A 12,793-nucleotide genomic window follows, 5' to 3' on the forward strand; every position below is an offset into this window, starting at 1 on the left:
AGAACCAATATGATTGGCCTGGATCGCAGAAACTTCGTCAATTTTTGCGTATACGTTCGAAATTTTGTGTCGTATGATCAGATATGACCTCGAAATTAGACCATATTGACACACGCATCCTTCGAGAGCTGCAAAAGGAAGCAACACTGTCGCAACGAGAATTGGCTGATCGGGTCGGCCTGTCTCAAAATGCATGCTGGCGTCGCCTGAAGGCCCTGAATGATGACGGGGTGTTGCTGGGATCAAATGCGCGGATCGCGCGCGAGAAACTTGGGTTGACCCTTGTGGTCTTTGTAATGCTGCGAACACGACACCATTCAGCCGACTGGCTGCAAGCGTTCCGCAGTCATGTACTGACGATCCCCGAGGTCGTGGATTTTCATCGGATCGGTGGAGATTATGACTATCAACTGAAAGTGGTGACGCAGGACATGGCCAGCTACGACAAGGTCTATCAACGACTGATCGAAAAAGTCGAACTGGACAGCGTGACGTCGTATTTCGCAATGGAAGCAATCGCTGAAAATCGCCCCCTGCCGATTTGATTACTTCAGAAACAACGACCGCAGCTTGCGAAAATGAGGCACGGCAATCGATCGGAAGGCTTCAAGTTTGGCAGAGGGCCAGACATCAGGATGTGCCACCACCCAGATATCGGCGTAGGGCTGAGGCGGCACACCCGGGATCTGCACCAAACCCGGCAGCGACCGACCCAAAAACATCGGCATCCTGACAGCGCCCAATCCAGCCTGCGCCGCGGCGGACAATGCGACCATATCGTCAAATCGCATTCGAATTCGCGATCCTGGAAGGGATTGACGCACGGTAGCCGGCAGTTCCGAATATCTCTCATACACCAGCCAATCGACGACACCCCGCGGCTCCGCTTTGATGCGTTCCACCCAGGCTTGGGTCGCGAAGCTGGCAGTGTGTTGCCCGGTCAGGCGCAACCCTTTGAGGCTGTCGCCAGGATTGCGGCTGATACGGATGGCAATATCAGCCTCTCGCCGGTTCAGATCCAGCATCTCATTGTCAGCCCGTACTTTCAGGTCGATCGCCGGATGTTTCCTGTTAAATGCATCCAGTACCGGGGCCAGAACATGAGCGATCAACAGCTGCGGAGCGGTCAGGGTCATAGCCCCCTCAAGCCGAGTGTCCTGCCCTGAAAGCCCGCGGCGCATTGCAAGTTCTGCGCTTTCCATATGTGCCGCGTGCTCGGCCACTGTCAGTCCAGCTTCCGTTGGGCGATATCCATCAGCCAGACGCTCGAACAGAGCTTGGCCAACGACCGCTTCGACCCGCGCGATCCGCCGCGCAACGGTGGTATAGTTTATCCCAAGCCGGTCAGAGGCTGACGACAACGAGCGTGCGCGCACGACTTCCAATACCGCTCGATAATCATCCCAATGCGCCAACATGATATGCGTTTTCGCATATCTAAGATGCATTTACACGCGTTTTTGCTCGAGCGCGCTGCGCCTAACTTGGTTCAGCACAACCAAGGAGCTGAGAACATGATCTACGCATTTGCGAAATTGACGGTAAAAGACCCCGGCGCGCTGGCGGCGTATCGCGAAAAAGCTGGCGCTGCGCTAGCACAACATGGTGGCAAGGTTGAAACAGCCACAGCCGAACCGACGCCACTGGATGGGACGCCGGATTTGCCGGACGTCGCAGCACTATTGTCTTTTCCAGACCGGGAGGCCGCGCTTGGTTGGATCAACGATCCCGAACTGACTGAAATCCATGCCTTGCGCCACAGCATTGGCGCATCAGATATCACTCTGCTGGGCTGACGCGGATTCGTACTTAAAAAAAGAAAGAGCCGCGCTCGAAGGCGCGGCTCTGAACTCAGACTGGTTCGGCGAAGATTAATTCTTCGCGTAGAATTCAACGACCAGGTTCGGTTCCATGACAACCGGATACGGCACGTCACCCAGGCCCGGCGCGCGGACGAAAGTTGCGGTCATTTTCGAATGGTCGGCGTCGATATAGTCAGGCACGTCACGCTCAGCCAGAGCCGCAGCTTCCAAAACAACAGCCAGCTGCTTGGACTTGTCCCGCACTTCGATCACGTCGCCTTCTTTGACACGGTAGCTGGGGATGTTGACCCGCTTGCCGTTTACTTTGACGTGGCCGTGGTTCACGAACTGACGAGCCGCAAATACGGTCGCAACGAATTTGGCGCGGTAAACGACAGCGTCCAGACGGCGTTCCAACAGGCCGATCAGGTTTTCACCAGTGTCACCCTTCACACGCTCGGCTTCGCCGTAGATGCGGCGGAATTGCTTTTCAGTCAGGTCACCGTAGTAGCCTTTCAGCTTCTGCTTGGCGCGCAGCTGAATGCCGAAATCTGACAGTTTGCCCTTGCGGCGCTGGCCATGCTGGCCGGGTCCGTATTCGCGACGGTTGACTGGGGATTTCGGACGACCCCAGATGTTTTCACCCATCCGGCGGTCAATTTTGTGCTTGGCAGACGTGCGTTTGGTCACGGCTGATCTCCTTCGTTTTGATCGAAGCCCGAATGGGCAACTATGAAGGGCGTTGTCCTCTTGAGGTTTCCCCCATGACAGGCATCCCCTTGCGAGGGCCACCAACACCAATGAAGCGGGGCTTATATCCGCAGTAACAGCAGAGTCAACAGGCCTAGCGGCGCAGTCGCAAAAATATCTAGAAAACCAAGGGGCCTGTTGTCATAGCGAATTCCAGCGACCCAAATGCGGGGGCCAATTCCGAAGACATTTTTGTTCGGCTAGGCTTGGGATGGGAAAGAGATTACAGCGGATCCGCCTATCTTGTCTGCATATTGCGGCAGGGGCTGCTCGGTCACTTCGCTGATCCAGAACTCCTGATCGCGTGGGGGGCATCCATGTTCGAAAACCAAAGTCGGGTAGATGTTGTCGTAATCAACAACAATATCCGCATCAAAGCTCTGAGCACCGTTGGTCAAAACTATTGTTCCACTGACGTGACCCGGCACTTGTCTGACCGTTGGAAAGCGACTGCCCGTTCGAGACGCAGCGCCACCAGCATACCCGGTCTGTTCGAGCTTGTGTTCCACAGCTTCACTCAGCACCATAGCTTGACCGCGCCAGGACCATGCCGCCCCAACAGCCAAATAGGCCAGAGGTGCAGCCTCAAGCCCATCAATATCCGTTTGTTTCCACGAAATAGCTACGCGACCGTTGAACCCGATTCTCATCTGCCCACTCACACCTTTCAACATACTACCACTTACGCACGCCCCCTTATCAGTCGAGATTCCGGCGGAAAAGAGACGCAATTGCAGCAATCGCGAGAATGTTACATTTCTCAAACACTGATGTGGAACTGGCGAGGCTTGGCCGGCCTCATGTATCGTACGCCTCACACCCCAAACCGGGCCGATACGTGGCGAAAGCGAACGCAGCGCTTGTATTGGGCGGGTTGGTTTTGATTGGCCAAGCCTTTTCAAGCTCTTGCCGAGGACCATTGGCCAAAAACAATAACCTCATCGCCAAACTGATTGATGACGAACGCATCGTAGAGATCAACCAACAGGCAAACCGGTTCAGCCACAAGGCTCATTCCTGCGCCTCATTTCCGCCAAAAGCGCCGCGCCATAGGCCGCCTTGACATGTGTCGGTACACTGCTTCGAAGGTCCAAGAAGCTTTCGCGGACTTTGATGACGGAATCATTCCGGGCCGCCGCGCCTACTGTGCGGATGGTTTGTAACAGCGGTGTGCCAAGCGCGCTGAGTTCGTGGTTTTGCGCCGATACTTGCATCTTTGTGCAGCAAAAGACCCCTGCCCGGGGCGAGGAGACAAAGAGGGGGCGATCATCATCACTTGCTACGGCTTGCGCAATCCTTTGATCCAAAAGAGCAAATTTATGGGCCAACGGGTCATCGAGAAGGTCATCGGCTCCGCCATCGACGAGGGCCGGCAAGGCGGTGTGATTTACGTATCCAGTTTCGTTGGAGGCAGTGGAAGCGCAGTGTGCACCGCATTTGCAGCGCACACTTCGTCAACAGTGTCTCTGGCGACGATCAAGCCGCGATTGTCACGGGCGATGACCTTGATGTCGGGTGTGAGCACACCCATGACGGAGCGCGCGAGATTCGCACCTTTTATTCCGCCACCCATGACGAATACATCAATGTCGTCGGGCTTCGCTACTCCTCTGTGGTCTGTGGGCCATAGCTGGAGAACAACTCTGCAGCCTTCTCTATGTCTGCTTCGCTTAGGACATGCGGCGTGCCCAAAAGGAGGCTGTGATAATACTGGCTGGCCAATTGTTCCAATTCACCGGCCAACCAAATTGCGCGCGTCATGTTCGGGCCAGTTACGACCATACCGTGATTTGCCATCAGGCAACCGGCGCTGCCGGTCATTGCCTCCAGAACCATCTTCGACAGATCATCTGTACCAAATGTTGTGTAGTCAGAGCATTTGATTTCAGTGGTACCGAAGGCTGCAATCATATAGTGGACCGCCGGAATAGGCTTGCGTAGGATTGACAAGATGGTAGCGAATGGTGCGTGGGTGTGCACGACCGCGCCAGCATCTTCGCGCGAAGCAAGGATGCCGCGGTGAAAACGCCATTCAGTCGAGGGCCTGCATGGCCCGTCCCACGCGCCTGTCTCGTCATCGATGGCAATTTTGGCAACTTGGTCGGGCGACATTTGCGCGCTGGGAATACCTGAAGGCGTGATCAGCATGTGATCTCCGCAACGGGCCGAGACGTTGCCTGATGCACCTTTGTTCATCCCTTCCAGGCTCAATTCCTGATAGGCGGCAACGACTTCGGCCCGGATTTTGGTCTCATTCATATGCTAGGCTCCACAAAAGTTGTTCAAAGGATTTCCCGTGATATAGTTTACCTCCTCGGCAAGAACTTGGGCAGCGTATTGTGCGGCCCGTGCCGAGGCGCTCGCGATGTAAGGGGTCAGTGTCACGTCATCGAGTAGAAGTAATGACCAATCGGGCGCGTGGATTCGACAGAGAATGTCTCGCGCATATGATCGGGCCCACGTCGGTCACAAGCCGCGCTTGCTCAGCGACAAGAGCCCCGACTAAGTCTCGGGCGATCTGGCTAAATGGTTGCAGGGCAAAGGCATGAAACACCCGCGCTGCGCGCCCTACATGATTGTGGCGCGACATTCAGGCTTTCCATCAAATCAGGCAATTGGTCTTATCTGTCCGGAAGGGCAGACGCTCGCCAATAACCTGCGAATTTAGGCACTAAACCCAAATAAGGTCTAACTACAGCCATGTATAACGCCGCGCAGTTCAGCGAGGCCGCGCATCCTGCCTACTAATGGATAACCAGGCTGTGACGGACGTGTGAGATCGCTCAGTAGGGCGTGGCCGTGGTCCGGTCGCATGGGGATCTCATAATCTGACCGTCCCTTATTTCGGCGCCGTTGCTCCTCGGCCAACAAGGCGCGGATTGTTGCAACCATATCGGTGTCTCCGGCCAGATGTTCAGACTCGGAAAAACTGTGGCGATTGTTGTCGCTTGGACCGTCGCGCACCGTATTGCGAAGATGTACAAAGTGGATGCGATGGCCAAGCTGAGCAATGAAAGACACAGGGTCGAACTCTGTATCAACACCCAATGAACCGGTGCATAGAGTTACCCCATTTGCCGGGCTGTCGACCGCATCCAACACGGTGACGTAATCACTTTGCGACGACATGACCCTAGGCAGCCCAAGCAAAGGAAAGGGCGGGTCATCGGGGTGGCAACATAACCGGATGCCGAGGTCTTCAGCCGTCGGGATTACCTCGGACAGGAAATCAACCAGATTGGACCGGAGCATTTCAGGTGTCACACCGATATATGCGTCGAGGTTACGTTTCACGTCCGCAAGAGACCAATTGTCGTTCGCCCCTGGCAAACCAGCGACGATATTGTTCGACAATTTCAGGCGATCTCCGTCGCCCAGATTTACAAACCGGGCCTGTGCAGCTTCTACGATCTCGGTTGAATAGTCTTGCTCTGCGCCTTTCCTGCATAGGATGAAACAATCGAATGCGATAAAATCCAAGAGATCAAATCGCATCGCGTGCCCACCATGTGGAAGCGCATAGCTTAGGTCTGTCCGCGTCCAATCCAGTACAGGCATAAAGTTATAGCAGACCGTGTAAATGCCGCACTCGGCCAAATTGCAAAGCGTTTCCTTGTACGTTTCAAGGTGATGGCTAACCGGTCCGGTTTGCGATTTAATTGCTTCAGACACCGGCACACTTTCAACGATATCCCAAGATAACCCGGATGGAACGCCTCCGGGCTGTTCAATCTGTTGCAGCCGCTCTTTGATCCGCTCGACGGACCAAACCTCTCCTGTTGGAACATGATGTAAGGCTGAAACGATGCCGGTTGCGCCGGTTTGCCGTATTTCACCAATGGAAATCGCATCGGAAGGGCCAAACCACCGCCAGGTCTGTTTCATGGTCTTGCTCTTTGATCATACGGGGTCACCATCACGCCTCATCTTTCCCGAGATTTACATCGACAGGAATGAGCGCGCCTTTGTGGCGGACGACATGGCTTGCAAGGCGACATCCTTGCCATATCCCGGCAGTTAAATCATCGTGGCTTAAAACGCTTGCCAATACGCCAGCATTAAAACTGTCCCCTGCCGCAGTGGTATCGACAACGCCTGTTACTGGATCAACGTCCACCACCCCGCGTTGACCATCTTTCTGAAAGACCACTGGCTGAGCGCTGTTTTTGACGACAATCTGATCCACCCCAATCTCAGCATATCGGTTCAGCGTTGCAATTGAATCGCGATCCCCGAACCACTCTGCTTCATCATCGTATGATGGCAGAACGATATCAGATTGTGACGCAGCCATCATAATCATGTCTGTCATTTCTTGCGGCGTAGACCAAAGCCGCGGTCTCAGGTTCGTGTCGAAGGCAACAGTCATTCCGTGCGCTCGAGCATGACGCAAAGCATCAAGCAACTTTTTGCGTGATGGTTGATCGAGAATAGCGAGAGTTATTCCAGACAAGTAGATTAAGTCTGCGTCGCCAATTGCCAGCCCAAGTGCAATCTCGTCGACCGCGAGTTGTCTGGCTGCGGAGTCGCTGCGCCAATAGGAAAAACTGCGCTCACCATTGGTGAGATGGATCATGTATAGCCCAACTGTTTTGCCTGCGATGACCTGGACGTGCGTATCGCAAATCCGACTGTCCTTTATAAACGTCCGCATATCCTGCGAAATCGCATCGTCTCCGACAGCGGTCAGATAACTGACGTCGATATCTGATGCGACCTGTGCAAGATACCACGCCGTGTTGAAGGTATCGCCCGCAAAACCAAGCTTGAACTCACCGATCTGATCTGATGGGGCAAGTTCTGCCATGCACTCCCCGATTGCCAAGAAACGCATATCAGTTACAAAAAATCGTCGCGACGGGGTGTGAAACTGTCGACCAATGTACCAGGCTCCAGGCATATGCAGCCATGGGTTTGACCTGATGGGATGACAAAACTGTCGCCGGGGCCAAACTCTTGTTGGCGTTCACCAAGTGTGAAACGAAATCGTCCACTCTCAACATAGGTCGCCTGAACATGCGGATGGCTGTGAAGGGCACCAATCGCCCCGGCCGCCTGAAACCGGAAGGCGACAACCATGATCTCCGAATGATCAGAAAGGACCTGCCGCGTGACATGCTCACCGGTGGAGACGATCGGAAAATGGGACACAGGTTCTCTCCTTTTCTATTAGGAAAATAGCATGCCACCGTTGAGATCAATATTTGCGCCCGTGATGAAAGCACTGTCCTCGCAGGCCAGGAATAGAACCAGGTTCGCTGCATCATCCACATGACCTTGACGCTTTAGCGGCGCGTTGGCTTCAAAGCCGCGACGACCGGCGTCAGGCGTGTGAACGTTGTGAAAATCGGTGTCGATCATACCAGGGCAAAGCGCATTTACGCGAATGTCGGGGCCGACTTCCTTTGCCAATCCGCGTGTCATGGTCATGACCGCGCCTTTGGCAGTGGCATAGGCGACGGCGCCCGGCCCACCACCATCGCGCCCGGCTTGACTGGCGAGATTCACAATGGCTCCTGACGTCATCCTGGACAGGCAGGCCTGCGTCATCAGGAATGTACTGGTCAGATTCAGACTCATCACGGCGTCCCAATGCTCAACGGACATTTCCGCAATGGTTTTGCGAGCAATCAGGCCGCCCGCGTTGTTGACCAGAATGTCGACGCCTCCAAAAACTTCGACAGTGCGATACACCAGCGCGTCAACATCCGCTCTCTTGTTCAAGTCTCCTTGTAAGGCGATCGCCTTACCGCCATTGGCTTCGATTGCAGCGACGGTTTCGTCCGCGCCATTCGAGCTGGAAAAGTAGTTAATCGCAACATTTGCGCCTTCAGTGGCGAGCTTGAGTGCAACGGCGCGACCAATATCACGGCCTCCCCCGGTCACGATGGCGGTTTTACCTGCAAGTTTCATCTTGGTCCTTCCTGTAGCGAAGCACCCAGCTTCGCATTTGTCATTGGTTTAAGTTGGCTGCCTTCGGAATGCGCTCATAGCGCAACGGGAGGAGCTACTAACGGAATGCCCCCGGCATAAGTGCCTTTGGGAGCCACAGAATGATTTCGGGAAATGCCGCCAGCAGAATGAGAATGACCAGCATCGGGGCAAGGATGAGCACAACCTCTTTCAGGACTTGCACAACGTTTAGGCCGCCGATCGCTGCAGAGATTAGCAAACACAAGCCGTAGGGCGGCGTCACGAGCCCGAAAGCAAGCGAGACGATACCGATGATGGCGAAGGCGATTGGATCAACCCCACCCGCTTGGGCCACAGGCATCAGAACCGTGCCAAGAATGATGATCGTCGGGATTGCGTCGATAAACAGGCCAAAGAGGAGAAACAGCAGGGCAATCAATAGTGCTGTTCCAAAAGCGCCGAACTCCCACGCGGTCAAGACGCCGACGATAAGACGCGGCGCATCGTAGAAGGACAGTAGCCAGCCGAATGCCGACGCGGTGCCGATTGCAAACAGCGAAATGGCTGCAAAACGTGCAGTGTCATAGAGGATGAAGCCCAAGTCTTTTGGTGTGACCGTCCGATAGACAAACATGCCCAAGATCAGCGCATATCCCGCTGCGATGATTGCGCTTTCAGTTGGTGTGACGAGCCCACCTACGATCCCGCCAATCACAAAAACCGGCGTCAAAAGGGCCAGCGCGGCCGCCTTCCACGCGGCCCAAAACTCACCCCAGTTCGGCGTCGCCGTCACCGGGTAGTTGCGGGCTTTTGCAAAGCCATAGACCGTAGCCATCAAGGCAAGGCCGATCATCAGGCCTGGAATTGCACCGCCCAGAAACAACGCGCCAACAGAGACCTGCATGACACCGCCCCAGACGATCATCAAAATCGACGGCGGGATGATGACCCCCATCACAGAAGAGCAGGCCGTGATGGCAACGGCAAAGCGCGTGTCGTATCCCTCTTTCTGCATGGCAGGTATAAGGATTTTTCCAATGCCCGCCGCATCCGCTGTTGAAGACCCGGAGATACCTGCAAACAGCATTGATACAGCGACATTCACATGGCCCAATCCGCCGGGCATCCAACCGGTCAGCACACGGGCCAGTTCGATAAGCCGGTCGGTTACCTTGCCGGAATTCATCAGGTTGGCTGCCAGTAAAAAAAATGGAACGGCCAACAGGATGAAGGAGTTATAGGATTGGAACATCCGATCCAGCACGATGAACGGCGTCAGCCGCAGCTCAAGCAACACAACCGGAAGGGTCGCCAAACCCAATGCGAATGCCACTGGGATGCGAATAAAAATCAGCACCAGAAAGCCAGCAATGAGCATCGTGGCGGCAGTTGCAGTATCGAGGATCATGCCTGGTTGCTCTCTCGGTCAAGATACTGAGCGACGGCTTCGGACAGCCGGTAACCCGACAAGAGAAACCAAAACCCTCCGGCAATCGGGACCGAGATGTGCGTAATCGCAAGATTGGCGCGCATCATTACCGACCGCTGGTTGCCCCCAAATTCGGTGTATTCGATGCCGTAAAACAGGAAGAACGCCCCAAAAATCATTATGGCAACGTGCACAATGCCGTCTTGAAGCAAACGTGGTAGCGGTCTCATTGCATTCCGGGTGATCCGAACATCGAAATGCGTGCCGTCCCAGACAGCAACAATCGACCCGATCATTACGATCCAGACGAACAGGAACGTCGCCAGCTCTTCGGTCCAAAGGTAAGTCGGGATCAAACCGGTGTAGCGAGAAACAACTTGCATCGCGACCGGGATGGCGAGTGTGCCCATCATCACACCAAGCAATATGCGAAGCCCAGCGCAGAACTTATCCAGATATTTTCCAAGCATGTTCCGCCCTACTCCGCAATGTGACGCGTCAAGCGCATCTGAAATTATGCCGACAGGCGAGCTTGATGACTCACCCGCCCGTCAGCTGGGAGATTACATTCCGCGAACGTTGTTGAGCAGTTCTGTCGCGCCCAGCTCTTCAGCATAGGCGTCTTGGACCGGCTGAACCAATTCCAGCATTTTCTCGCGGCCCTCGAACTCGTGCACTTCGATCTGACCTGCGTCGATCATTGCCTGAAGCTTTTCACCGTCCTGACCGCTCTCTAGCGCGCGACCAAATGCACCGGCTTCAGCGCCAGCTTCCATGATAGCAGCCTGCAGGTCCGCTGGCAGTTCATCGAAGATTTTCGCTGACATCACAATTGGGCGTACAGTGATCGTGTGCTGGGTCAATGAAACATGCGGCGCGACTTCGTAGAACTTCAGGTTCTGGATCGAGGCCGCTTCATTTTCGAACCCGGCAATAACGCCTGTTTGGATTGCGTTATAGACTTCGTTGTAGGCGATGGCAGATGGTGCCGCACCAACAGCTGAGAAAGTCTGCGCTTGAATCGGCGCCCCCATGACGCGCATACGGTGTCCTGCAAGCTCTTCCATGTTTGTGATGGGCTGAGCTGAGGCCAGGTTCCGCACACCGCCGCCATGATACCCGACAATCACGATGCCAGCGGCTTCGCGCAGATCATCCTCAAGAGGCTTCAGCGCATCTGATGAAAGCACCGCATCCCAGTGTTCAAGATCGCGGAACAGGAAAGGCATGTCCATCAATGGAATGGACTCTGAAAACACGGCCATGTTGGACGGGGCCAGGATCGTGTAATCTACCGCGACACCTTGGTTGAGGTAGGTGACATAATCGGATTCGACCCCAAGCTCACCATTCAGCCGAAGATCAAACTCGACCTCACCATCGTAGTTCTCGGCGACCAACCGTTCAAACTCGCGCAGTGTCTTGGTGAACGCATGCTCTTCATCAAACATGCTTGCGCCGCGCAGCGTGACGTCAGCCTGCGCGGTCGGAATCCCGCTTAGCAAAACAGCCGTCACAGCCATCGTCTTTAGTGAAAAATTGAACATTCTATCCTCCCAGATCAAGTTCAGGTCTTGTTTTCTTCCAGTCGTCTCTGACTGGCGATCGTGTTCGAAACCTTGCAAGCGGCCATGCCAGATCAGTCTTCACCCAAATCTGGATGATCTGATGCCCTCCCAGCTAGCACGATTGCTCCGCCCTCGTTCATGGGCATACACAACACGAAAACTGGGATACTAGTCAACATAGATTCTGTAAAATTTTTCAGACCATTTATAATTATCCATATAAAACAGTAAATATTATGTCTCCTAGTATCCTAATTTACTCTGTTACTTCTCTCATTTATCTGCCAAACTGGTGCTAAGCAGAGGTTGGAAAAAACAAATGGCAGCATTGGGAACCCTTGAGCGTACGACGAGTAGCGATGTCGTCTTTGACGAACTGTTTGGACAAATTACCCGGCTGGAGTTGCTTCCAGGGACAAAGATATCCGAAGCGGATGTCGCGAAATCATTCGGGTTTTCACGTCAACCTGTGCGAGAGGCTTTCACACGGCTTGCCAACCTCAATCTTCTTTTGGTTCGACCCCAACGGGCAACAGTTGTTCGGCCGTTCTCAAGGCAGTTAATCGCAAATGCTCGCTTTGTGCGGTCAGCGGTCGAGTTGGAAGTCATTCGTGCTGCAGCGTCAGATCGCGACAAGTCGGTAGATGCAGCGTTAAAAGCCAACCTACGTGAGCAGGCCACTGCAATCTCATCAGAAGATGTCAGTTTGTTCCATGATCTGGACTACCAGTTTCACAAACTACTTTGCGCTTCGGCCAAACAAGCGTTTGCGTTCGAAATCATCGCCGAGAACAAGGCGCAGGTTGATCGCCTTTGCATGCTGGCTTTGACCAGCAAAGAAGCAATGGATGTTCTGTACCAAGATCATCAATCTCTTTTGCAGGCCCTGTTCAGCGGGGATGCGCAAACAGCCGATCAAGTCCTTCGCACGCATCTTGACCGTTTGACACCGACGATCCAAGCGATTTACACGACCCACAACGCTTACTTTGATGAGTAGAAAACTTGTTTTAGGCGGCTTCTTTTATGTCTTGCTGCTCCGCTGTATAACGTAGAAACCGGTGTTACATGAAACGATCTCTGGCTGAGCAAGCCGGCTCGGCTGCGTGTCTCCGGCGTCTCCCCTTCAAGCGGTCCAAAAGCCGTCATTGGCTCAGGTGCGAAGAAGGCCTGCAACTCCCTCAGCAACACAAGGGCAGCTCGATCATCCGGCCCTGACCGCAACATCCCAATCACATCTGGAGCGTCGATTATGTTCACGCAAGCTGAGTAACAGACGTCCCTAGAAGATGCTCAAGGTGTTGGAGAGTACACATGCGAGGCTTTACCCA

General features: G+C 54.2%; 15 protein-coding genes. 4 read left to right on the forward strand and 11 right to left on the reverse strand.

Going from position 1 to position 12,793, the window contains the following annotated elements; translation table 11 throughout:
* Positions 1-83 precede the first annotated feature (83 nt).
* Positions 84-545: an Lrp/AsnC family transcriptional regulator gene (locus Q1B13_RS01585; protein WP_299077365.1), complete on the forward strand. Its 462-nt coding sequence runs from the start codon at positions 84-86 to the stop codon at positions 543-545.
* Here Q1B13_RS01585 and Q1B13_RS01590 read toward each other — a convergent pair whose 3' ends face one another.
* A complete protein-coding gene (locus Q1B13_RS01590; protein ID WP_299077368.1) occupies positions 546-1,448 on the reverse strand; it encodes a LysR family transcriptional regulator in 903 nt (300 codons plus the stop codon).
* Positions 1,449-1,514: 66 nt separating this feature from the next.
* Between Q1B13_RS01590 and Q1B13_RS01595 the strand changes: the two genes are divergently transcribed.
* Positions 1,515-1,796 carry a DUF1330 domain-containing protein gene (locus Q1B13_RS01595; RefSeq protein ID WP_299077370.1) on the forward strand — a complete coding sequence of 94 codons (282 nt, stop codon included), beginning with the start codon at positions 1,515-1,517 and terminating at the stop codon, positions 1,794-1,796.
* 75 nt (positions 1,797-1,871) lie between these two features.
* Here the strand turns inward: Q1B13_RS01595 and rpsD are convergent, their stop codons facing one another.
* Together rpsD and Q1B13_RS01605 are read right to left on the reverse strand one after the other, a co-directional pair.
* Entirely contained in the window at positions 1,872-2,492 is a 621-nt protein-coding gene (rpsD, locus tag Q1B13_RS01600; RefSeq protein ID WP_120631987.1) for a 30S ribosomal protein S4, read from the reverse strand.
* Positions 2,493-2,752: 260 nt separating this feature from the next.
* Entirely contained in the window at positions 2,753-3,202 is a 450-nt protein-coding gene (locus Q1B13_RS01605) for a hypothetical protein (protein WP_299077373.1), read from the reverse strand.
* A 776-nt stretch (positions 3,203-3,978) separates the two neighbouring features.
* On the opposite strand from Q1B13_RS01605, the gene Q1B13_RS01610 reads away from it, so the two are divergent.
* Positions 3,979-4,182 (forward strand): hypothetical protein, encoded by a 204-nt coding sequence (locus tag Q1B13_RS01610; RefSeq protein WP_299077376.1) that lies wholly within the window; start codon positions 3,979-3,981, stop codon positions 4,180-4,182.
* Here Q1B13_RS01610 and Q1B13_RS01615 read toward each other — a convergent pair.
* The 8 genes from Q1B13_RS01615 to Q1B13_RS01650 all read right to left on the reverse strand — a co-directional run bounded on the left by Q1B13_RS01615 (position 4,155) and on the right by Q1B13_RS01650 (position 11,441).
* On the reverse strand, positions 4,155-4,811 hold the full coding sequence (locus tag Q1B13_RS01615) for a class II aldolase/adducin family protein (protein WP_299077379.1): 657 nt from the start codon (positions 4,809-4,811) through the stop codon (positions 4,155-4,157). The genes Q1B13_RS01610 and Q1B13_RS01615 overlap by 28 nt on opposite strands.
* Before the next feature lie 429 nt (positions 4,812-5,240).
* Positions 5,241-6,437 carry a mannonate dehydratase gene (gene uxuA / locus Q1B13_RS01620; protein ID WP_299077382.1) on the reverse strand — a complete coding sequence of 399 codons (1,197 nt, stop codon included), beginning with the start codon at positions 6,435-6,437 and terminating at the stop codon, positions 5,241-5,243.
* 31 nt (positions 6,438-6,468) lie between these two features.
* Positions 6,469-7,386 (reverse strand): sugar kinase, encoded by a 918-nt coding sequence (locus tag Q1B13_RS01625; protein WP_299077385.1) that lies wholly within the window; start codon positions 7,384-7,386, stop codon positions 6,469-6,471.
* Between the two features lie 5 nt (positions 7,387-7,391).
* Entirely contained in the window at positions 7,392-7,703 is a 312-nt protein-coding gene (locus Q1B13_RS01630) for a cupin domain-containing protein (RefSeq protein WP_298933955.1), read from the reverse strand.
* Between the two features lie 18 nt (positions 7,704-7,721).
* Positions 7,722-8,465, reverse strand: a complete 744-nt coding sequence (locus Q1B13_RS01635) for an SDR family NAD(P)-dependent oxidoreductase (protein WP_298933957.1) — start codon at positions 8,463-8,465, stop codon at positions 7,722-7,724.
* A gap of 97 nt (positions 8,466-8,562) precedes the next feature.
* Positions 8,563-9,873, reverse strand: a complete 1,311-nt coding sequence (locus Q1B13_RS01640; RefSeq protein WP_299077388.1) for a TRAP transporter large permease — start codon at positions 9,871-9,873, stop codon at positions 8,563-8,565.
* Positions 9,870-10,364, reverse strand: a complete 495-nt coding sequence (locus Q1B13_RS01645) for a TRAP transporter small permease (protein WP_299077390.1) — start codon at positions 10,362-10,364, stop codon at positions 9,870-9,872. The genes Q1B13_RS01640 and Q1B13_RS01645 overlap by 4 nt, the downstream gene beginning before the upstream one ends.
* Positions 10,365-10,457: 93 nt before the next feature.
* Positions 10,458-11,441 carry a TRAP transporter substrate-binding protein gene (locus Q1B13_RS01650; protein WP_299077393.1) on the reverse strand — a complete coding sequence of 328 codons (984 nt, stop codon included), beginning with the start codon at positions 11,439-11,441 and terminating at the stop codon, positions 10,458-10,460.
* A 340-nt stretch (positions 11,442-11,781) separates the two neighbouring features.
* On the opposite strand from Q1B13_RS01650, the gene Q1B13_RS01655 reads away from it, so the two are divergent.
* On the forward strand, positions 11,782-12,462 hold the full coding sequence (locus tag Q1B13_RS01655) for a GntR family transcriptional regulator (protein WP_298933965.1): 681 nt from the start codon (positions 11,782-11,784) through the stop codon (positions 12,460-12,462).
* Positions 12,463-12,793: the final 331 nt, after the last annotated feature.

It is taken from the genome of uncultured Ruegeria sp., assembly GCF_947489545.1.
In the GTDB taxonomy this organism is placed as follows: Bacteria; Pseudomonadota; Alphaproteobacteria; order Rhodobacterales; family Rhodobacteraceae; genus Ruegeria.